At 70.1% G+C, this 20,168-nt stretch carries 18 protein-coding genes; 8 read left to right on the top strand and 10 right to left on the bottom strand.

What is annotated here, in order from left to right:
• The first annotated feature begins 78 nt into the window (after nt 1-78).
• Both CRP55_RS20505 and CRP55_RS20500 read left to right on the top strand, forming a co-directional pair.
• Nucleotides 79-531 carry a hypothetical protein gene (locus CRP55_RS20505; RefSeq protein WP_097321834.1) on the top strand — a complete coding sequence of 151 codons (453 nt, stop codon included), beginning with the start codon at nt 79-81 and terminating at the stop codon, nt 529-531.
• Nucleotides 528-1,514 (top strand): LLM class flavin-dependent oxidoreductase, encoded by a 987-nt coding sequence (locus CRP55_RS20500; protein WP_097321720.1) that lies wholly within the window; start codon nt 528-530, stop codon nt 1,512-1,514. Before CRP55_RS20505 ends, CRP55_RS20500 begins: the two co-directional genes overlap by 4 nt.
• Here the strand turns inward: CRP55_RS20500 and CRP55_RS56005 are convergent, their stop codons facing one another.
• Complete coding sequence (locus CRP55_RS56005) at nt 1,515-1,631, bottom strand: hypothetical protein (RefSeq protein ID WP_438865804.1); 117 nt, start codon at nt 1,629-1,631, stop codon at nt 1,515-1,517.
• Between the two features lie 57 nt (nt 1,632-1,688).
• A complete protein-coding gene (locus CRP55_RS20495; protein ID WP_342751555.1) occupies nt 1,689-2,447 on the bottom strand; it encodes a GlxA family transcriptional regulator in 759 nt (252 codons plus the stop codon).
• Nucleotides 2,448-2,603: 156 nt separating this feature from the next.
• On the opposite strand from CRP55_RS20495, the gene CRP55_RS20490 reads away from it, so the two are divergent.
• Complete coding sequence (locus CRP55_RS20490; RefSeq protein WP_097321719.1) at nt 2,604-3,470, top strand: alpha/beta fold hydrolase; 867 nt, start codon at nt 2,604-2,606, stop codon at nt 3,468-3,470.
• Between the two features lie 19 nt (nt 3,471-3,489).
• Here the strand turns inward: CRP55_RS20490 and CRP55_RS20485 are convergent, their stop codons facing one another.
• Nucleotides 3,490-6,198: an ATP-binding protein gene (locus CRP55_RS20485; RefSeq protein WP_179855264.1), complete on the bottom strand. Its 2,709-nt coding sequence runs from the start codon at nt 6,196-6,198 to the stop codon at nt 3,490-3,492.
• Nucleotides 6,199-6,431: 233 nt separating this feature from the next.
• Here CRP55_RS20485 and CRP55_RS20480 point away from each other — a divergent pair, with 233 nt between their 5' ends.
• Complete coding sequence (locus tag CRP55_RS20480; RefSeq protein ID WP_097321717.1) at nt 6,432-6,920, top strand: cupin domain-containing protein; 489 nt, start codon at nt 6,432-6,434, stop codon at nt 6,918-6,920.
• 54 nt (nt 6,921-6,974) lie between these two features.
• Here CRP55_RS20480 and CRP55_RS20475 read toward each other — a convergent pair whose 3' ends face one another.
• From CRP55_RS20475 to CRP55_RS20445, 6 genes are all read right to left on the bottom strand, one after another.
• Nucleotides 6,975-10,811, bottom strand: a complete 3,837-nt coding sequence (locus CRP55_RS20475; protein ID WP_218854644.1) for a discoidin domain-containing protein — start codon at nt 10,809-10,811, stop codon at nt 6,975-6,977.
• A 513-nt stretch (nt 10,812-11,324) separates the two neighbouring features.
• Nucleotides 11,325-12,338, bottom strand: coding sequence for an NADPH:quinone reductase (locus tag CRP55_RS20465; RefSeq protein ID WP_097321714.1), 1,014 nt, complete (start codon nt 12,336-12,338; stop codon nt 11,325-11,327).
• 202 nt (nt 12,339-12,540) lie between these two features.
• Nucleotides 12,541-13,764 carry an FAD-dependent monooxygenase family protein gene (locus CRP55_RS20460; RefSeq protein WP_097321713.1) on the bottom strand — a complete coding sequence of 408 codons (1,224 nt, stop codon included), beginning with the start codon at nt 13,762-13,764 and terminating at the stop codon, nt 12,541-12,543.
• Between the two features lie 169 nt (nt 13,765-13,933).
• A complete protein-coding gene (locus CRP55_RS20455; protein ID WP_179855263.1) occupies nt 13,934-15,166 on the bottom strand; it encodes an amidohydrolase family protein in 1,233 nt (410 codons plus the stop codon).
• Between the two features lie 175 nt (nt 15,167-15,341).
• Nucleotides 15,342-16,721 (bottom strand): SAM-dependent methyltransferase, encoded by a 1,380-nt coding sequence (locus CRP55_RS20450; RefSeq protein WP_097321711.1) that lies wholly within the window; start codon nt 16,719-16,721, stop codon nt 15,342-15,344.
• A 9-nt stretch (nt 16,722-16,730) separates the two neighbouring features.
• On the bottom strand, nt 16,731-17,483 hold the full coding sequence (locus tag CRP55_RS20445) for a carotenoid biosynthesis protein (protein WP_281260801.1): 753 nt from the start codon (nt 17,481-17,483) through the stop codon (nt 16,731-16,733).
• A gap of 263 nt (nt 17,484-17,746) precedes the next feature.
• Here CRP55_RS20445 and CRP55_RS20440 point away from each other — a divergent pair, with 263 nt between their 5' ends.
• The 3 genes from CRP55_RS20440 (at nt 17,747) to CRP55_RS56490 (ending at nt 18,567) form a co-directional block, all read left to right on the top strand.
• A complete protein-coding gene (locus CRP55_RS20440) occupies nt 17,747-17,947 on the top strand; it encodes a hypothetical protein (RefSeq protein WP_097321709.1) in 201 nt (66 codons plus the stop codon).
• A gap of 31 nt (nt 17,948-17,978) precedes the next feature.
• A complete protein-coding gene (locus CRP55_RS53125) occupies nt 17,979-18,131 on the top strand; it encodes a hypothetical protein (RefSeq protein ID WP_179855262.1) in 153 nt (50 codons plus the stop codon).
• A gap of 136 nt (nt 18,132-18,267) precedes the next feature.
• Entirely contained in the window at nt 18,268-18,567 is a 300-nt protein-coding gene (locus CRP55_RS56490) for a DUF885 family protein (protein WP_097321708.1), read from the top strand.
• 240 nt (nt 18,568-18,807) lie between these two features.
• Here the strand turns inward: CRP55_RS56490 and CRP55_RS20430 are convergent, their stop codons facing one another.
• On the bottom strand, nt 18,808-19,398 hold the full coding sequence (locus tag CRP55_RS20430; protein WP_097321707.1) for a TetR/AcrR family transcriptional regulator: 591 nt from the start codon (nt 19,396-19,398) through the stop codon (nt 18,808-18,810).
• A 69-nt stretch (nt 19,399-19,467) separates the two neighbouring features.
• Between CRP55_RS20430 and CRP55_RS20425 the strand changes: the two genes are divergently transcribed.
• Nucleotides 19,468-20,112 carry an isochorismatase family protein gene (locus tag CRP55_RS20425; RefSeq protein WP_097321706.1) on the top strand — a complete coding sequence of 215 codons (645 nt, stop codon included), beginning with the start codon at nt 19,468-19,470 and terminating at the stop codon, nt 20,110-20,112.
• Nucleotides 20,113-20,168: the final 56 nt, after the last annotated feature.

Here is a 20,168-nt window from a genome sequence, read left to right as displayed (position 1 = left end):
TATTTGGAAGACCCCTTCCGTTTAGGTTAGCGTACGGAAACGGAAGACCCCTTCCATATAATTCGAATGGAGAGCACCATGGCACTCAGCGATCTCGACTTCTTCATCGGCGCCTGGAAGGCCGAGGGCCGGTTCCACGACACCCCGTTCGGGGCCGGCAAGCCGATCGAGATGGTCATCACCGGCACCCGCGAGGAGCGCGAACACTGGACGATGGTCCGCACCGAGGAGCTGGCCACCGAGCAGAACCCCGACCCGCTGACCGCCCGCTACATCTGGGGCTACGACGAGCAGGCCGGCGAGTTCACGGCCGAGTGGTTCGACGGCAACGGCGGCCGGGCCACCCAGCGGTCGAAGGGCTGGGAGGGCGACAAGCTCGTCTTCGAGGGCACGATCACGATGGGCGGGCACAGCCTGCCGCTGCGCGACTCGTTCACCCGCCTCGCCGACGACCGGTACTACCACATCGGCGAGACCGACCTGGGCAACGGCTGGATCACCGTCGACGACGAGACCGCGACCCGGTCATGACGATCCAGATCGGGGTCTCCACCCTGACCGACCTGCCGCGCGGGATGAATCCCGCGCGGCGGATGGAGCAGATCGTCGACCTCGGGGCGCAGGCGGACGAGGCGGGGCTGGACGTGTTCGGCGTGGGTGAGCACCACAGCGCCGACTTCCTCGTCTCGTCGCCGGCGCCCGTGCTCTCGGCGGTGGCGGCCCGCACCAGGAATATCCGGCTGACCAGCGCCGTCACCGTGCTCAGCGTCCACGACCCGGTGCGGGTCTGGCAGGACTTCGCGACCGTCGACCTGATCAGCGGCGGCCGGGCCGAGATCACCGTGGGCCGCAGTGCCTACCCGGACCCGTTCGCGCTCTTCGGCGTCGACCTCAGCCGCTACGACAAGGCCTTCACCGAACGGCTCGACCTGTTGCTGCGCCTGTGCGACGGCGACGACACGCCATGGCCGGGCGGGCACCGGCCTCCGCTCGTGCCCGCCGACGTGGTCCCCCGGCCGGTGCAGGACCCCCTGCCGGTGTGGATCGGCGCGGGCGGCAGCCCCGGCAGCGCGCTGCGGGCCGGCGCGGCCGGACTGCCGCTGATCCTCGGCTACATCGGCGGTTCCCCCGACGACCTGCGCCGGCTCGCCGACCTCTACCGGGCCGCCGGCGGCACTCAGGTCGGGCTGGCCGTGCACTTCTTCGCGGCCGCGACGGAACGGGAGGCGCGGGACACGTACACGAACTACCGCGACTTCCTGCCCTTCCCGGTCTCCGCCGCCGCCTTCGACGGCGGCCTGCGCCCCGGCGGTCATCTGTTCATCGGCACCAGCGAGCAGATCACCGAGAAGCTGGCCCGGCTGCACGACGCGGTCCCGTTCGACCGGGTCCAGGCCCTCGTCGACTGGGGCGGCCTCGACGCCGGCGCGGTGCGGGATTCCGTGTACCGCCTCGGCGCCGAGGTGGCGCCCGCCCTACGCGAGACAGGTCGCCGGGGAACAAGGTTGGGGTGATCAGCGCTCAGCGGCGGCGCGGAAGGTACGGCGGTAGGCGGACGGGGAGACCGCTACCCGCGTCTGGAAGTGCTGCCGCAGCGACGCGCCCGTTCCGAAGCCGGCTCTGCGCGCGATCTGTTCGATGCCGAAGTCAGTGGTCTCCAGCAGCTGCTTGGCGAGGGAAACGCGTTCCTAACCAAGCCACACTCCGGGGCTGAGCCCGACCTCGGCCCGGAAGTGGCGCACGAAGCCGCGCAGGCTGACACCGGCGTGCTCGGCGAGGTCCGGCAGGCGCAGGGGTTCATCGAGTCGCGCGTGGGCCCACTCGCGGGTCGGGCCGGTGACGGAACGGGCCGCGACCGGCCGGTCGGCGTAGGGCCGGCCGCCGTCGCACCGAGGCGGGACGACGCAGCGGCGAGCGACATCATTCGCGACAGCCGCGCCCAGATCGCTGCGGACGACGTGCAGGCAGAGGTCGACGCCGGCCGCGGCCCCGGCCGAGGTCACCACGTCCCCCTCGTCCACGAACAGCACCTCGGGGATGAGGCTCACCGAGGGAAACCACCGGCGGAACACCGGGGCGCATTCCCAGTGGGTGGTGGCGGACGGCCCGTCGAGCAGCGAGGCCGCCGCGAGAACGAACGCGCCCGTGCAGAGCGAGACTTTGCGCGCCGTGGCCGGAATCGACGCGATCGCCTCGCGTACGGGGCCGGGCAGCGCCCGGGTCAGGCGGAGCGGATCGATCGGCGGGATGATGACGGTCTGAGCGTTCCGCAGCACCCGCGCATCGTGATTCACCGCTATGTCGAAATCGGCGTTGGTCCGCACCGGCCGGCCGCCGACGGAACAGGTGACGACGTCGTAGTCGCCGGCCGCGCCGAGAATGCGTGCTGGAATACCGAGTTCGAACGGGTACACCCCGTCCAGGGCCAGAACTGCTACACGATGCATGGCACGATCCCATCGAATTCTGGCGTCAACCTCGGTTTTCCCTTGCGCCGGCGATGGTTATGTTAGCCATGAGCAGGCCTTTTCCGGGCGGTCGAGGAGACCGTTTCCCTTAGGGGCGGTCGCCGTCGCCCACTCGTGCAAAAGAATGGTAATCGCATGACAGACGCCGCGAATCTCGAAGTCACCGGCCGCAACGGAGTCTCTTACGCCTACCGGCGTTTCGGCAACACGGAGACCTCGGCGCCGCCGATGCTGGGCTTCATCCACTGTCGGGCCAATCTCGACAATTGGGATCCGGCGCTGGTGGACGAAATCGCCCGGCACCGCGAGGTCATCCTGGTCGACAACGCCGGTGTGGGCGGTTCCGGCGGGCTGACGCCGAACTCGGTCGCGGAGATGGCCGGCGACCTGACGTACTTCATCGACGCGCTCGGGCTCAAGCGGTACGACGTCCTGGGCTTCTCGCTCGGCGGCTTCGTCGCCCAGGAGCTCGCGCTGATCCGGCCGCACCAGGTTCGCCGTCTCGTGCTGGCCGGCACCGGCCCGCAGGGTGGCCGCGACATGCACGTCTATCAGCCGGACATCCTCGCGATCGCCGCCGCGGACACGATCGGGGCGGAAGAGTTCCTCACACTGTTCTTCGAGTCCAGCGACTCCAGCCGAAGCCTCGGATGGCAGTTCCTGAAGCGGTTGGCGTCGCGCACCGAGGACCGCGACGTGCCGGTGAGCCTGGACGTTCGGGACGCGCAGCTGACGGCGATCTCGGCCTGGGGCGTGCCGGACGAGACGAAGCTCGCCCGCCTCGCGGCGATCAGCGCACCCGTCCTGGTGGCGAATGGCGACAACGACCGTATGGTCCCCACGAAGAACAGTTTTCTGCTTGCGGAGCACATTCCGAACGCGCGGCTGAAGATCTATCCGGACGCTGGGCACGGATTCCTCTTCCAATATTCGGCCGAATTCGCGGCCGAGGTCAATTCGTTCCTCGGGACGTTCGAAACGGAACGACGAACAGGGGCGTGACCGACCGCGGTCAACTGTCTTAGCCGCCGTCCCCTGGGCAGGCGTTCGCGGTTTCCGCGAGCTCGGAACGATCCGACAGGCCCAGCTTCACGATGATCAGGTTCATGTCGTGGGCCACCGTGCGATGGGACAGGAGGAGCTGATCGGCGATCTCGCGGTCGGTCAGCCCCTCCGCCGCCAGGTGGGCGATCTGATCCTCCTGCACGGTCAAGGACGGCCGCGATTCCTCGATGACCTGAGCCGGCACACGGACACCACTCGCGATCAGCTCGGCTTCGGCCCGTGCCGCCCACGCCCGGGCGCCGGCTCCCCGGAGCAGCGTCAGAGCCTCGGTCAACTGGAGACGCGCCTCGGCGACCTGCCGCCGGCGGCGCAGCCACCCGCCGAACAGCAGACGGGTGCGGCCCAGGTCCAGCCCTTCGCCTCGGCGCTCGCCGAGATGGATCGCGGCCTGGAAGTGTTCCCGGGCGTCGTCTCCGTCCGCCAGCTGGGCCTGGGCCCGTTCCCAAGCCTGCCCGAGCAGGCCGGTGGAGCGGTACAACGCCACCTTCTCCAGCCACGACCGTGCTTCCTGCGGCTGCCGCGCGCCGATCGCCGCCTCCAGGAGGTCCGCCCCGGCCCACAGTCCGATCAGTTCGTTCGCCGAGGCCTCCTCCAGCGCTTGCAGCGCTTCCGGGTGGCGGCCCTCGTTCAACGCGATCAAGCCGGTCGCCCATGCGGCCACCGCGCGTACCCGCGCGACCTCGGAGCCGCCCGGAAACTCACGCATCTGCTCCAGCGCCGAGCGTGCCTCAGCGTTCGCTCCCAGAACAGCATGGGCGTGGGCCACCGCGGCGGCGGCCATGGCGCCGACGATGGGCAGATCGAACTCGCGGGCGAGCCGCAGCGCCTGCTGCGCGTCCTGCAGGCCGTCACGTACCGAGCCGGCCACCATTCTCGGTGTGGCCCGTCCGCACAAGGTCACTGCCTCGTCGGCGATGCGCCCCGACATGTGGTGGTGCTCCACCGCCGTCGTCCAGCACCATTCGGCCGTCTCGAGGTTCTGCACGCCCTCCGCCGCGAAAGCCAGCACATTCATGATCTCGGCATGCCGGTCGAGGATCCACGGAGTCAGCCGGCGCAGGTCGGCCCGGAACGTCGCGAGATTGCGGATCGGGTCGAGCAGCGTCAAGCCCACCCCGTGGAGCGGACCGCGGTCCGCGGCCGGGACCCGCTCGAAGGCGGCGCTGATGGCCACACGCACCTCGTTCGGCTCCTGAAAGACCCAGGCCTTGGTCGCCGCCCAGAGCAGGACCTCCACCTGGCCGGGGCCGTTCTCGCGGCGAGCCAGCTCGACCAGCTCCAGAGCGCTGCGGCCCGGCACGCCCGAGGTCATGCTCAGCAACCACTCGGTGCGGGCGAGCGCCAACACGTCGGCGGGCTCGGTGGCCTGCGGCAACGCCTCTCGCAGAATCTCGACGGCCTCGGCGGTGAGACCCCCGCGCCGGGCCGCTTCGGCGGCGTGCCGGAGCCGCCGCATCCGATCGCCGGGTGCGGGTGAGAGCTCGGCCGCCCGCCGGAACGCGTTCATCGCCTCGGGGTTCGCGCCGTGGCGCTGATCGGCGAGCCCGGTGTCCTCCAGGCGGGCGGCGACCTTCTCGTCCCAGCCGGGCGTCGCGGACGCCTGATGCCAGGCCGCCCGGCGCGAATCGGTGGCGACCGCCGCCAGCGCCCGATGTGCCCGAGACCGGCTCAACGACGACGCGGCGCCGTAGACCGCGGAAGCCACCAGCGGGTGCCGGAAGACCGCTCGGCCCTGCTCGACGGTGAGCAGGCCGGCCCGCTCGGCCAGGGTCAGATCGGTCCCGGTCGAGCCGAGGCGGCCGATGGCGCCGACCAGTTCATCGGCCGGGGCGTCCTGGTCGGCCGCAGCGACCAGCAGCGCCTCCCGCACGGCCTGCGGCAGCTCCGCCGCCTCGGCGAGGAACGCCTGCTCCAAGCGGTCGGTCATGGGCACACCGTCGACGGGATTGGTCTCGCCGAGGACGGCGGGAAGCTCGTACAACGCCAACGGGTTGCCGGCGGACAGCTCCAGGATCCGCTGCCGCACCCGAGGCTGCAGCTGCGGCGCTCGCCGCCGCAGAAGCTGCATCGCCTGCGGCGGCGGCAGAGCCGACAGGGACATCTGGTGCGGGAACGAGCGGGCCCGGTCGGGGTAGGGCTCACCACGGGTGGTGGCCAGCAGCAGCACGGGGGCGTCGTCCAGGCGCCGGCCGAGGAAGGAGACGACGTCGGCGCTGGACCGGTCGAGCCAGTGCAGATCGTCGACCACGGCCAGGAGCGGACCGATCGAGGCGACCTCTTCGAGCAGACCCAGCGTCGCCAGGCTGATCAGCAGCCGATCGGGCGCCGGCCCGTCCTCGCGCCCGAAGGCGATCATGAGGGCCGACCGCTGCCGGTCGGGCAGGGCGACGGCGCGGCCCAGCACCGGATGCAGCAACTGATGAAGCCCGCTGTACCCCACCTTCTCCGCGCCCCGAGCCCCTCGCGCCGCCAGCTCCTGGAAGCCGAGCGCCCGCGCCGATTCGGCCGCCGTCCGCACCAGCGCCGTCTTGCCGATGCCGGCCGCACCTTCCACCAGCACTGCTGTGCCCGCGGCGCGGACATCGTTCAGCAGACCGGTGAGCCGGTCCTGCTCAGCGACCCGGCCGATCAGGGCCTGCGGGGAAGAGGAGAAACGCTCGGTCATGGAAGCTCCACCCGTGAGGGTGGCAGGACGGCCTGCATGGGCGGCAGTCAACCACCGCATCATCACCGCTTCCCACCATCCGCTGAGGCTGTTCCCCCACGGGCAATCCGGTTTGCTCCTGGGCGCTGTGCGCGGGCCGGCCGGCGCCGCTCCTTGCCCCGGAGCACATCGTGGATCGCACCTTCTCGCGGAATCCTTGGATCGGGCGACAGCCGTGCGCTGAAGTCGCATGCATGACCTATGTAACCGGCTCCTTCGCGAAGCCTGTCATCACCGACCCGAGCACCCAGCCGCTCGTCGAGTTCCTGGGTGGACTCGTGCGTACGCGGCTGGGTGCGACGGACACCGACGGCGGATTCGCGATCCTCGAGCACACCGGCGGCCGTGGCTACGGCTCGCCTGTGCACCTGCACGACAACGACGAGGAGACCTTCCTCGTCCTGGACGGGACGTTGCGGGTGGAGGTCGGCGGCGACGTCCGCAGCGTCGGTTCCGGCGGCCTCGCCCTGCTGCCGCGCGGACTCGCCCACGGCTTCGTCGTCACCTCTTCCGAGGCCCGCTTCCTGACCGTCCACACACCCTCCGGCTTCGACCGGTTCGTGACCGAGGTCGGCGTGGCGCCGGAGTACGCCGCGGACACCGCGCCTCTGTCACCGGAGGAGTTGACCCGTGTCGCCGCCGGCCACGGCATCCAGATCGTCGGGCCCCCGCTGATGCCCTGAGGCCTGACGGCCGCGGCCGGCGTCGTGGGGGGTGACGCCGGCCGCGGGGCTTTCTCAGGAGTTGTACGCCTCAGCGGTCACCTTCAGGCCGCGCGGGCGGCCCAGCCGGGACGGCCACGTGATGCCGACCTTGCGGGTTTCACCGGGGAGCAGCCAGAAGTAGTTGTCGGTGTACTCGGCCGGCAGGACCCGCTCGCCCTTGCAGTCGCGCAGGGCGACCCGGATCAGCGCCGCCACCGCCTGGCCGCGGTTGGTGACCGTCGCCGTGACGCCGCCGCCCGCCGATGTCGTGCGCACGTCGAGCCTGGTGCGCGACATCGATGACAACGCTCGCATGTCGGACGGCTTCGTGTACCTCCAATAGGTGTTCTCCGAAAGGAGCTCCCCCTTGGCGGTGCGCATCTCCAGCCGTACGAGATGAAGTGGTTGACCCTGGGGTGCGGACACTGTGAAAGCGGGGGTCGTCGCCGAGGCGGCAACCGACAGGGTCTGCTTCTGGGCGGCGCCGAGCGGCCGACCGGACAGGTCGTAGGCACGGGCCGTGACCGTGACGTTCGTCAACGGCTGCGGAGTGTGGTTGACCGCCCGGACACGCCACGTGCCCGGGTCGGCCTGCACGTGACGCGGCGCGCAACTCTTACGAGCCCCGTAGTACGCGCCGTTGACGTCCAGGTCGTAGTCGTACGTCTGCCACACCGTGCTGTACCAAGCGGGGTGCGACATCCACAGCAACAGCCCGGACGCGTTGTCGAACAGCGACGAGTTCCACGCCTCGAACATGGCACGGTGGTTCTCGTAGTTGACGAACTGGGCGCGGGCGGTGAACTCCTCCAGCGAGGACGCGACGCCGAGCCGGTCCTCGATGGCCTGCTGGTAGCCGCCCACGCGCTGGTTGCCGATCAGCGCCCAGTCGTGGTAGCCCCAGACCTCGGAGATCGGCCACGCGGGCTGGTCGCCGGCGAGATTGCGCATGGTCTCCGGGTGCGGCACCACCGGCATGCCGATCTCGGTGTGGAAGCCGAGCGTCCCGTTCTTGTAGATGTTCGGGTCCGGATAGGTGACCGGGTCGATCCAGTGCCACGGGCCGGAGCCGCTCACGATGCCCGCGTTCGACGACGGCACGTAGACGATCTCCGGGTCGAGCTCGGCCACCGCCTTGCGCAGGCCGGCGTCGATCGCGGCCGGCGGGAACTGCTCGTTCGCCCCGCACCACACGGCGATGCTCGGGTGGTGCCGGTACCGCCGGATGGTGTCGGCGACGATCGCGTCGTAGGTGGCCGACTCCTCGATGAACGGGCCGGCCTCCCAGAAGTCGTTCCACACCAGGATGCCGTACTCGTCGCAGGCGGCGAAGAGCTCCTCGCGGGTGCTGCTGCCGATCCAGTTGCGGATCATCGTGAAGTTCATGTCGCGGTGCATCGCCACCGCCTCGCGCAGCAGGTGCGGCTGGGTGCGCCGCAGCAGCTCGTCCCAGCCCCAGTTGCCGCCGCGGCAGAACACCGGCACGCCGTTCACGCTGATCTTCAGCTCGGTCGCGCGGTTGTCGACCGCCTTGACGTCCCTGAAGGCCGAGCCGTCGTCAGACGCTTGGATGACGAAGTCTCGGGCGTACGCCTGCTCCCAGTCGATCTGCACCTGGTCGAAGGTGGTGACCGCGCCCAGGTCGACCTGGATCCACTGGTTGTCGGCCGAGTCGGAAGCCCACCGCGTCCGCGGATTGCCGTCGGTCGCGTTGCCCGGCGGGTTGGACGAGTCGCTCGTCGAGGCCGTCGCCGTCTTGCCGCGAGCCAGGTCGGTGCCGCCGGCGAGTACCGAAAGGGTCCACATCGACACACCCCAGTCCGTGGCCCGCTTGCCCGCCTGGACGCGGACGTAGCGGCCGCTGGCGCCCGGCACCGCGACGACCTGGCGGCCGGTGTTGCCGGGCGGTGTCTCGTTGTCGACCGCCTTCACGTCGGTCCACGGGCCGTTCTCGCCGTCGGCGACCTGCACGCGGTAGTTCAGGGCGAACGCCTGCTCCCACAGGATCGTCACCCGGTCGAAGTCGGCCGCCGCGCCGAGGTCGACCTGGATCCACTCGTTGTCGCGGTACTCGGAGCTCCACCGGGTGCCCGTGTCACCGTCGACCACCGCGGCCGGGCTCGTGCCGTCCCTGGCCGACGACGCCGTGGCGGTCTTGTTCAGAGCCAGGTCGGCGCCGTCACCGTCGGCGACCGAAAGGGACCACATCGACACGCCCCAGCCGGTGGCGCGGGCGCCGGCCTGGATCCGGACGTAGCGCTTGTGCTGCCGGTCGAAGGTGACGGTCTGCGACGCTTTGCCGTCCTGGAAGTTCAGCGGCGGCTTGGTGGCCGGGCTGATCACCACGGGCAGGTGCGACTCGTACGAGAACTCGCGGATGCCGTATCGGATCTTGCGAGTGTCACTCACCGCGCGGCCGACGGTGGCGGTCACCGTGAGGTCGTGCAGGTGCGGCTCGCCGTAGCCGTTGGGCCACCACAACTTCGGGTCACGGACGCGCACGGTGCCGAGCGTGACGTCGGTGCTCGCGCCGGCCGGGACGGTCACGGTCTTGGTCACGCCGAGCGACGCCTTCAGCGTCACCGTGGTCGCCGTGGCGGCCACGTTGCGCACCGGGACGGTCACGGTGATTTCGGCGGTACGGGTATCCGGCACCTTGGTGACGACGCGCAGGTCGCCGATGACGATGTCGCCGGTGCTACGTAGCCGTACGTGGTTCCAGATTCCCGACGCGCGGTCGCGGACGGCCGGCATCCAGTCCCAGCCGGACACGGCGAGATAGGTCGGCGAGTCCTTGAAGATCGAGCCGCCGCCGAGGAACGTCCAGCTGTTCAGCGATTTGTCGCCGGGGGTGCCCGGGTGCGGCATCGGGGAGATCTTCACCTTGACGGTGTGCTGGGTGTGGCCCTTCAGCGCCGCGGTGATGTCGAAGGTGGCCCGCGCGAACGGGTGCGTCACGGTGCCCACCTCGACGCCGTTGACCCATGTGGTGGCGGCGTGATTGACGCCGTCGAACTCCAGCCAGACGCGGCGCGAGGCGTCGAAGCCGCGCGGCAGCTTCAGGTCGCGGCGGTACCACCACTCGTGCCGCGAGAGCGCCTCCGGAACGTGCAGGTTCTCGAAGCCGCCGACCGGGTCGGGCAGGTGACCCTGCTCGACCAGGCTGGCCAGGACCGTGCCGGGGACGGTGGCCGGAACCCAGTCGCGCAGGTCCGAGTCGGCGAAGTCGTCGATCGTCAGGGCCCAGCCCGACTCCAGCGGCACCGTCCCGTCCTTGGCGACGCTCAGCGCGGGCGCGGGCCTGGTGTTGCCACCGGCCCAATCGGTCCAGCCCAGCGCCCGCGGCCGGGGGCCGAGCGGGCGCCCGTACACCTGGAAGCCGTTGAGGCCGGCCGGGTTGGTGTTGTGCTGCTTCAGCACGGTCAGTCGCACGTGCCGCGCCCGCACCGGCGCGGCGAGAGCGATCTGCTGGACGCCACCAGCGCCTTCGGCGGTCTCGTGCGCCACCGCCCAGGACTTCCCGTCCAGACTGGTCTCGACCTTGTACGCCGTGGCGGCGCTGGAAAGGATCTCGTCGCCGTCGGCCTCGCCGTAGTTGCCGTCGAACGGCCCGTCGGCGAGGGTCGCCTCGAACGTCAGCGTGACCGACGAGATCTCGCAGACGGCCTGCAGATCCACGGCGATCCACTGCGGGTCGCTGCCGCCGGCCCGCCATCCGGAGCCCCGCACGCCGGCCTGCGGCAGACGGTCGACGACGAAGGACGGCTGCGCCGGGGCGTACGCGGTGGAGGACGCCGTGACGGGCCGGTGCAGAGCCAACTCGGTGGTGGCAGCGCCCGGACCGGACGAGGCGGCGCGGGCCGCACCCATCGGCAGTGCGACGGAGGCTAGCAGCCCGCCGCCAGCGCCGAGAAGAGCCCGTCGGGACACGGACGGTGAATCGACCATGATGACTCCAGGAGGATGGTGACAACGTTGTCATAAGACGTCCAGAATTCCAATGTGTCAAGACCACATTTCACTGCGCACGGGTCAGCCGGGCATCGACACGGTGACCCCGCTGCACGACCTGGACCGGCGCCAGCAGATCACCTTCAGCGAGTACTTCCACGGCGGCAACGGCGTCCGGGCTCCACCACCAAACCGGCTGGACGGCTCTGGTGGCCGATCTGATCCGTCGCCGGAGTTCGTCGGTGTAGACGACTTCGCACCTTTGGGAAGCGACATCACGGACGCCTTGAAGCATCCATCGGCGGTCACATAATCGAGCGCAACGGGCACACTTACATGAAGGAGGAACAAGTAACCGATTGAACGGCGGCGCCGGGCCGAGCCCGGCGCCGCCGTTCGATCGTCTTCGGGAAAGCTCCTGCTATCCGGGCCTCAGAGCTCGGTCACCTCGATCACGACCTTGCCGACCGTGTTCTGCTCGACTGCCTTGTGCGCGTCGGCCACTCGGCCGAATGGGAATCGCACGATCGGAAGGCCGGCCTCCTCGCCCACACGGAAGGCGCCCGCGTTGACCGCGTCGGCGACCGCTGCGACAGCGTTGGCCTTCTCCACGGCCGAGGTGGTGTAGGTCAGAACGAAGTCGAAACTGACGTTGTTGAACATCGCCTTGAACGCTGGGATCGTCACCTCGCCGCCGACATAAACCGCAATGTTGCCGCCGCGGGCGACCACGTCGAGATCGGCGGCCAGGTTGGCGCCGCTGACCTCGACGATCACCTGCGCGCCGCCGGGGGCGATCTCCCGGACCCTGGCGGTCACGTCCTCCTCGCGGTAGTTGATCACCGCGTCGGCACCGGCCGCGGCCGCCAGCGCCGCCTTGTCCTTCGAGCTGACCGTCGTCAGCACCGTAGCGCCAGCCCACTTGGCCAGCTGGATCGCGGCGTTGCCGACCGCTCCGGCGCCGCCCTGAACCAGCACCGTACGGCCCTCGAGCGCGCCGGGCACGAGACGGGCGGGACCGTCGGCGGCCACCGTAAGGCACCGGTGCGCGGTCAGCGCCGGGATGCCGAGGGCGGCGCCGACCTCGAACGGCACGTCGTCGTTCATCCGGACGACCTGACGGCCGGGCAGCACGACGTACTCCTGGGCGGTGCCGTCGGCGCGCGCGAAGGCGGCGTCCCACACCCACACCCGATCGCCGAGCGCCACCTCCGTGACGCCGTCGCCGACCGCGTCGACCACACCGGCGCCGTCCTGGTTGGGCACCCGAGGCGAGGCCACACCGTCCGGGACTCCTCGTCCGGCGCGAGTGCCGGTGTCCGTCGGGTTCACCGCGGACAGGACGATCCGCACGCGGACCTCTCCCGGGCCGGGCGACGGCATGTCCCGCTCAACGAGTTCGATCACCTCGGCCGGGCCGGGCTCGGTGAAGACGGCAGCGCGCATGGAATCCCCCAAAGACTTGACGAACGAGCCGGGCGGCGAGTCCCGACAGGAGGCACGGTATCGAGTCTCGCCGGCAAAACCAGGCGGTCTCGAAAAACTGCACTCAGGGGAAAGCCGGCCTTCCCCTGACGACGATCCGGCGCGGATCCGCGAGCCGGCCGGCCTGACGACCTACTCCCCGTTGCCGGCCGCAACCGGACTTCTACTGCAACTGGCCGGCTGCCTCAAGCGCTGCCAGCGTGGCGGGGTGGGCCAGCATGAAGGTGACGTCGTTGAACCGGGTGCCGACCCACTCGTCCACCACCGCGGCCCGGGCGATCTCCGGGGGCACCGGGAATTCCCACGTCGCGTCGACGATCACCTTTTGCAGATCGAAGAACGTGCCGGTCGACGTCGCCGGGCCACAGAGATACTCCGACAGGCACGAGGCGTGCAGTGCCGCCGAGGTCATGCCCTGTCCGTAGATCGGGTCGAACGAGGCCACCGCGTCGCCGACGCTGACCAGACCGGCCGGGTGGCGGCGGAGCCGGTCGTACCGCAGGCGGCGAGCGTCCGGCATCCCGTACGGCTTGATGTCGCCGATCGGCTCTTCGGCGGCGATCCGGCCGAAGACCGGCGGAAGGTCGGCGCACCGGGCGAGGAAGCCGTCCAGGTCCCGCGGCGGCCGCTCGGCACCATAGGTGGCCAGCATCAGCATCCACTGGCCGTCCTCGATGGCGCTGGCCGCCGCCTGCGTGCGCTTCGGATAGCCGGGAGAATAGCGGGCGACGGCCACGCCTGTGGTAGTCGATCCGGCCCGGGCGAAGCGCGCCGTCGCGTAGTTGACGTCGATCCGCTTCCGTTCGAGCTTCGGGCTCTCCCAGCCGTCGCGTTCCAACCAGCCGGCCAGTCCGCTGCCGCGGCCCATGGCGTCCACCACGAAGTCGGCGGGCAGGGTTCGCCCGGCGAGGACGCCGGTCACGCGACCGTTCTCGTACGTGAGTCCAGTCGCGGAGGCGGCGACCGACCGCACGTTGCCCGTCGCGAAGGTACGCCGGCGGAGCACCGCCTCGAGCAGGTCGCGGCTCTGGGTGAGCAACACGCTGTTCGGGGTGTCGACGGCTCGGACGTCGTTCGCCCACCGCTCCACCTCGTGCGGTTGCGACAGTACCGCGCCGGCGGCTACAGCCTGTTCGGTGAAGCCGGGGAACCAGCGCTCGATCTGCGCTTGGCCGCCGGGCAGCAGCGTGTGGATCTGGGTGGCCTGGGGCACACCACCAGTGCGGCCCTCCACGACCACTACCTCCTCCGCGTGGTCGGCGAGCACGCGCGCCGCGAGCAGCCCGGCGATGCTCCCACCGAGCACTACCGCGTGCCGCAGCCTCCGGCTCGTGACCATCGGCCGTTGGACGCTGCTCAGCCGATCGAAAACTTCGACTTCGTTCATTTCGTCCACATTGGTAGGCCTCGACAGCATCGGAAAGCGTGGGCGCGAAGAAGGTGCCGAAGTGACAGTCGCGGACTGCCCCTTCGAACCCGTTCCATGACGGACACCGACAGGCGCTCATCCACGACCGTCAGCGAGCCGGGGTCCGTCGGTGCGGGCCACCCTGGGCCTACCGCGGGTTGGCGCCGCCGACCTCGCCGATCACCTGCGCGCCGCCAGGCTCGATCTCCCGCGCTGGGGCGGTCACCGGGCACTCTGCGAGGTCGTCACGGGAACGGACGCGTCCCCGCTTGACGGTCATCTCGACGCTCCGCAGGTTGCGGACGTCGGCATACGGATCACGGGCCAGCACGACGAGGTCGGCGAGCTTCTCCGATTCGACCGAGCCGCGGCGGTCGCCTTCGCCCGCGGCTCGCGCGCCGATCAGGGTCGCCGCGCGGATCGCCTCGGCCGCCGTCATGCCGGCCCGCTCCACGAGGTACTCGATCTCCTCGTGCAGGGCCGGGTACGGATCGTCCACGGCGGTCTCGTAGTCCGTGCCCGCGCAGATGGGCACACCGGCGCGATGGGCCTGGCGCACCAGAGCCGCCGTCGTCCGGGCATCGTCCTCGTCGAAGCCCTCCGCGTGGGCGAGCAGCGAGCCGGTCGCGTCCAGAATGGTCCCGCGCCGGCGCATCGCGTCGAGTACGCCGCGCACCGCGGGATCGTCGCCCCCACGGAACCGCGCGTGCTCGATCGGCACGGTCGCCCGTTCCGCGAAGGACCGTACGGCGACTCCCTCGTAGGCGAGCAGCGTGGCGTGCGACATCACATCGGCCGGCGCCTCGACGAGGTCGCGGGGGCCGGCCGGGAACACCGCGGCATGCGCCCACACACCGAGCCCTTGGCGGTGCGCCTCCTCGGCTACCGCGGTGACCAGTTTCTTGGGCAGGTCAGCGTAGATCTTGATGGCGGCGGCGCCGGTTCCGCGAGCCATGGCCACGGCCGTCCCGAGGTCGGTGTCCTCGGTGATCGCCTGCATCCACGGCACCTCACCGGGCACGGCGCCCGCGCAGGCGGCCACTGTGCGCGGGTCGGTGAAGAACGACGGGCCGGCGAACAGGGCGGCGGTCCGCAGGTCGGGCGCGTCGATCTGACCCACCAGCGACGCTCTCGCCAGGTCGGCCACCTGCCGCAAATCATCGCCCATGATGCGCACGAGGGTGATCCCGCTGCGCAGCGCGCGGCGCAGCATTCTCTCCGCCGCCGGCCGGTCCGGTGGAGTGGCGATGTGCTGGTGCGCGTCGACCAGCCCGGGCAGGAGATACCGGCCCGGCAGATCGACGATCTGAGCGGCATCCAGCATCTCGCGCGGCACCGCGTCGTCCGCGGCGACGGCCAGGATGCTCTCACCGCGCGTCACGACGGTGACCCCCGGTCGCGCCGGGCCGCCAAGCCCGTCGATGACGGTGACCGAACGAAACGCGATTGACCGATCGCAGCATTCCATACGCGCCAAGCCCCATGCTCCTCATGCCCCGGTGCTCAGTCAATCCTTCCGTCGCCGCGGCCCCCGCCCGCTCGTCCCGGCTGTTCCCCTATGGGCAAGCCGGGCTGCTCTCGACGACGGGTTCGAGGTCCGCCGCGTCGTCCAGCCACGGGCTCGCCGTGTCGGGCGCAAGCTCGGGGCCGTGGGTCTCGGAGGTGTAGAGCCGGATCCGGGTGCCGTCCGGGTCGGGCACCACCATGACCCAGGCCCGCACGGCGGTCAGCACGGGCGAGTGCGCCAGGCCCGCCCGGTCCAGGTGGCCGGCCCACTGCGCCAGCGCCGTCCGGTCGTCGACCAGCAGCGTGATCGGGTCGAATCCGCTGTGCGAGCGGGCCCGGTCCGGATGCCGCCGCAGCTCCAGCAGGGTGCCGAGCCCGTCGATCCGGACGATGTAGGCGAACAGCGTCCCACCCGGCCGGACGTGGTCGGCCTCCGGGATCCGCCGGGCTCCGAAGGCGCGCTCGTAGAACGCCAGCGACCGGTCCAGGTCCTCGACCGGGATCTTGAGATGATGGATGCCCTTGAGGGCCGGCACGTCTGAGTCTCCCGTACGGATCCCCTCGTAGAGCCAGACCTTGCCCGCGCCCTGCGCGCCGAACGCAGGCGGGACCGCCCGTCCGGCGCCGCGGCCCAACCCCGCCAGATCGGTCACTTCCCCGGGGGTCCAGCCGTGCCGGGTCAGCACCGCGGCCGGTTCCTGGCCGACCAGCCCGTACGCCCAACTGGACGTCAACTGCCGCCAGGTGATCCGATCGGTGTCGTCGAGCAGATCCCAGGAGGCGTCCGCGTCGGTGAACCGGCGGCTGTAATGCTCGCCGAGCAGGACGCTGCCCGGCGCGGCGAGCGCGGACACCTGGCTGAGCAGCGCGTCGGCCGCACTGTCGGTCAGGTACATGAGCAGACCCTCGGCGACGAACACCGCGGGCCGGGTCGGATCGAAGCCGGCCGCGGTCAGCGCCGCGCCGAGGCCCTCTGCCGCCAGGTCGGCCGCCACCTCGACCCGACTGCAGGTGCTCGTCGCGCCCAGCCGATTCAGCACCCGGTCCTTGAACGCGAACACGGTCGGCCGGTCGACCTCGAAGACGGTGGTCTCGGGGCCGAGCTCGAGCCGAAATGCCCGGGTGTCGAGCCCCGCGCCCAGCAGCACGATCTGCCGACAGATGCCCTGCGCCCGCAGAATGGCCTGGTCGAAGAACGGTGTGCGCTGCGGAATGTAGAACTCGAAGATCTTCCACAGCAACGAGGAGCCGCGGTCCCCCGCCGGCCCCAGATCGGGCAACGCCCCGGCCGGGTCGAGCACCTCACCGGTGTAGGCGGCGATGAACTCCGCCGCGTACGGATCCTCAACCAGGCGGCTACCGGCCCGGCGGGTCTCCTGCGCCCGGCTGTAGGCGGTCAACAGGGCCGTCCACCCCACATCACTCGACATGGGCAGCAGTCAACCAGCGCCCGATGCCCGCTCTCCGCTGTTCGTCACGGTTGTTCCCGCAGGGGCAATACGACTTGCTCTTCGGCCCGCTCCCCTCACCGTCAGCCGCAGCGCAGCCAGGAGCGCCAGGAATCCCATGCCGTAGAGGGCGGCCAGGGCGGACGCCTCGTACACGTCGGCGGACCGCCACACCCGGCCCGTGGCATCGGTCACCTGCGCCGGGACGCCGTCGTGGCCGCCGCTCACCCAGTTGACCACGTGATCTCCGGCGACGACCGCGTACGCGATGATCGACGACCACCAGCACCCCGGAGCCAGCCGGGCCTGCCGGCCGGCGGGCGGTCCCCAGCGCTTCAGGTAGAGGGCGAACAGCTGGTAGAAGAGGTAGACCGTGACGCTCCATCCGAGGAAGTTGCTCAGCGGCACACCGAAGTAGCCGCCGCCGTCCTCCCACACCCACCGGCCGCGCAGGGTCGCCGACGACGGATCCATCGCCAGATCCCACGCCACCATCACAAAGGACGCGACCACCGGTGTCGCAACACTCCGGCGTCCGGGGCCGGTCAGGATCGTCCCTATCGTCCAGGCCAGATAGCCGACGGCGAAGTACGCGAGACCGATAAGGACCGGCACCTCGAACAGTTTCGGGCCGAGCTCGCCTGTGTAGTGGTAGTGCCCGAACGGCACACCCGTCAGCACCCCCAGGTTCTCCATGGCGTTGCTGACGACCACAGCCAGACCGAGGAAACACCAGGACCCCACGCCATCGGTACGCGAGCGTGCCGTGCACGAGCGCGAAGGTGAGCTCGGCGAGCAGGCTGACCATGGTGACGGCGAAGCCGGGCACCCCGGGCAGCGGCACGAGATTGGCGACGGCGTCGAGCCCGACGAGGAACCACAACAACACCATGACCGAGCCGGTCCGGTTCAAACTTTTGACATTATTTTTCGCACTTTAGTTGGAATTTAAACTTTCGTGGGCATGAATCTACTGTCGACCGTCAGACCCCAACGAGAGGATCGTCATGTCACGTCCGAAGTGGTACGCCATGCTGGCCGCGGCACCGGCCGCCGCCGCGCTGCTGTTCAGCGCTTCCCCGGCATCGGCCTCCCCGGCTTCGACCACCCCGGCCAAGCAATACGTCGTCATCGAGGACCCGGGCTGCTACTGCGCCACGCCGGGCGTCCTGAACCTGCGGGAAGGCCCCTTCCGGCGATCGCGTTGAGTTCGCCCGCCCGGTCGTGGGCTGCGTCGACTTGCCGTTCGCCGTACACGCCGACCTGAACAACACGACCACGCCGTACGCGTTCTTCAGCGGCCCCGGCTGCACCGGCATCAAGATGACCCTGCCGGCCGGCGACTTCCACAGCTTCGCCTCCTTCAACGCCGTGTCCGTGCGAGCCAACTGAAAACCGGGCGGCGGTCGCCCACGCGGCAACCGCCGCCCGCTCGCCGGGCACCTCCACAGCGCCTCCTCAAACCTGCCGGGACCGACACCACGCGGCATCGATCAGACCCGGATCCACAGCTGCATCACCACAATGGATGTCGCAGGGGCAGAGAAGTTCGCCCGTACGGACAGCAGCCCAGCGCCTCCGGGCCGACCGGCTCAACCGCTGGCAGCGCCTGCTCTGCTTCTGCTCCGGGCACGCCGAGGGCTGGGCCATGTACGCCGAACGCCTGATGGCCGAACTCGGCTACCTCGGCGCCCTCGGCACGCTTCTCGTCCTGGACGGGACGCCTCGCGAGCCACCCGCGGGGGTACGGCGTCGCTGCCTGCGTGCCTTTCGTGGACGCGGTCGTCTCACACGTCGGCCCCGAATATCTGCTCGGCCACTCGCATAGCGGATTTGTGGCGCAACAATACGCGCTGACTCATCCCGGTAGGCTGACCGGGCTGATTCTGTACGCCACCGCGCCGTGCACCCGGAGACCGACGCCGGGGCGAGCGCGCGGATCAAGGCGACTCTGCCGCTGTACTTCTTCGCGCGCGTTCTGGACAGCCTTGTCGGCTCAACCCGCCGCCGCGTGCGGCGAGGTCATGAGTAACTTGCGAGTACCCGAAGAAGGCAACCGCCAAAGCGGCTAAGCGAGCAGGATCGTCCGCAGGACGCCGGCGAGGTAGCCGGCTAGCCGTTCGGGTGGCATCGCCGCGAGTGGACCGTCGCCGAGCACGTACCGGCTCACCGTCACGCCCATCAGGAACGCACCGAGCAGGTCGACCCGCTCATCGACCTGCGGCCCGGGCAGTACCGCACGGTAGGCGGCCACACTCTCCGATCGCATCGCTGCCAGTAGCGCCTTGGCCGCCTCCTGATCGGCGGCCGCAGCCCGCACCAACGCGACGAACGGATCGGCGCTGTCGGCCGACTCCATCCGCCGTACGAACGAGTCGGCGATCCGGCCCGGCAGGCCGTCGAGGTCACCAGCCACACTCGCGGCCAGATCACGGGTGCCGGGCACAGCGGCAAGGAACAACCGCTCCTTGGACTCGAAATGCCGCATCACCAAACCGTGCGTGACATCGGCCCGACGCGCGATCTCCCGGATGGTGGCCTTGTCGAAGCCCTGCTCAGCGAAGACCTGCCGGGCCGCGGCCACGATCGCGGCGCGTTTCGACTCAGGGTCTCGGGTGCGTCGCCGTGGCTGCGGCGACTGTGATGCGGGAGACGTCATCTCCTTATTGTACGCATGGTCATTAGCGCGCTACCTTGATGACCAAGCGGTCATTAACAAGGAGATCCGATGAACCTCACTCCCCTGTCCCCGGACAACGCCACCGTCGTCCTCGTGGACTACGCGGTCGGCTTCGCCACCCTGCTGCGCTCGCACGACCTGCGCGAGCACATCAACAACACCGTCGGGCTGGCCAAGACGGCCAAGCTCTACGGCGCCGGCCTGGTGGTCACCAACGGCGAGGCGTCCAAGCCGTCCGGCCCGCTCTACCCCGAGTTGCTCGCGGCGATCGGCGACCAGCCGGTCATCGAACGCAGCACCGCCTTCAACTCATTCCTCGACCCGGCCTTCACCGCCGCCGTCGAGGCCACCGGCCGACGCCGGCTGCTGATCGGCGGAATCGCCACCGATGGCTGCGTGCTGCAGACCGCACTCGGCGCGGTCCGCGCCGGCTACGAGACATATGTGGTGGTCGACGCGACCGCCAGCACCAGCAAGGAAGCACACGACATGGCGATCCAGCGCATGTTGATGGCCGGCATCGTCCCAGTTACCTGGTGGTCGGTCGCCGCCGAGTTCCAGCTCGAGCCACGCTTCGCCGACTCCCCGATCCGCACGCAGCTGATGAGCGAGTTCCAGCCGGCCATGACCATGGGCGGCCGCACGTTCTTCGCCGGTGTCACTCAGGGCCGCCTCGCGCCCGCGTCCGCCTGATTTCACTTCGTCGTGAAGGCGCCGCGCGCACTCGCGCGCGGCGCGAAAGGACCTTC

It is taken from the genome of Paractinoplanes atraurantiacus (assembly GCF_900215205.1).
In the GTDB taxonomy this organism is placed as follows: Bacteria; Actinomycetota; Actinomycetes; order Mycobacteriales; family Micromonosporaceae; genus Actinoplanes; species Actinoplanes atraurantiacus.
The sequence above is the reverse complement of the archived record's forward strand: the minus strand, read 5'-3'. Positions and strand labels throughout refer to the sequence as shown.

What these genes read in the sequence shown, in the direction of transcription:
- CRP55_RS20505 (WP_097321834.1), top strand. Translation starts at nt 79, where the DNA reads ATGGCACTCAGCGATCTCGACTTCTTCATCGGCGCCTGGAAGGCCGAG.
- CRP55_RS20500 (WP_097321720.1), top strand. Translation starts at nt 528, where the DNA reads ATGACGATCCAGATCGGGGTCTCCACCCTGACCGACCTGCCGCGCGGG.
- CRP55_RS20495 (WP_342751555.1), bottom strand. Translation starts at nt 2,447, where the DNA reads ATGCATCGTGTAGCAGTTCTGGCCCTGGACGGGGTGTACCCGTTCGAA.
- CRP55_RS20490 (WP_097321719.1), top strand. Translation starts at nt 2,604, where the DNA reads ATGACAGACGCCGCGAATCTCGAAGTCACCGGCCGCAACGGAGTCTCT.
- CRP55_RS20485 (WP_179855264.1), bottom strand. Translation starts at nt 6,198, where the DNA reads ATGACCGAGCGTTTCTCCTCTTCCCCGCAGGCCCTGATCGGCCGGGTC.
- CRP55_RS20480 (WP_097321717.1), top strand. Translation starts at nt 6,432, where the DNA reads ATGACCTATGTAACCGGCTCCTTCGCGAAGCCTGTCATCACCGACCCG.
- CRP55_RS20475 (WP_218854644.1), bottom strand. Translation starts at nt 10,811, where the DNA reads ATGGGTGCGGCCCGCGCCGCCTCGTCCGGTCCGGGCGCTGCCACCACC.
- CRP55_RS20465 (WP_097321714.1), bottom strand. Translation starts at nt 12,338, where the DNA reads ATGCGCGCTGCCGTCTTCACCGAGCCCGGCCCGGCCGAGGTGATCGAA.
- CRP55_RS20460 (WP_097321713.1), bottom strand. Translation starts at nt 13,764, where the DNA reads ATGAACGAAGTCGAAGTTTTCGATCGGCTGAGCAGCGTCCAACGGCCG.
- CRP55_RS20450 (WP_097321711.1), bottom strand. Translation starts at nt 16,721, where the DNA reads ATGTCGAGTGATGTGGGGTGGACGGCCCTGTTGACCGCCTACAGCCGG.
- CRP55_RS20440 (WP_097321709.1), top strand. Translation starts at nt 17,747, where the DNA reads ATGTCACGTCCGAAGTGGTACGCCATGCTGGCCGCGGCACCGGCCGCC.
- CRP55_RS56490 (WP_097321708.1), top strand. Translation starts at nt 18,268, where the DNA reads ATGTCGCAGGGGCAGAGAAGTTCGCCCGTACGGACAGCAGCCCAGCGC.
- CRP55_RS20430 (WP_097321707.1), bottom strand. Translation starts at nt 19,398, where the DNA reads ATGACGTCTCCCGCATCACAGTCGCCGCAGCCACGGCGACGCACCCGA.
- CRP55_RS20425 (WP_097321706.1), top strand. Translation starts at nt 19,468, where the DNA reads ATGAACCTCACTCCCCTGTCCCCGGACAACGCCACCGTCGTCCTCGTG.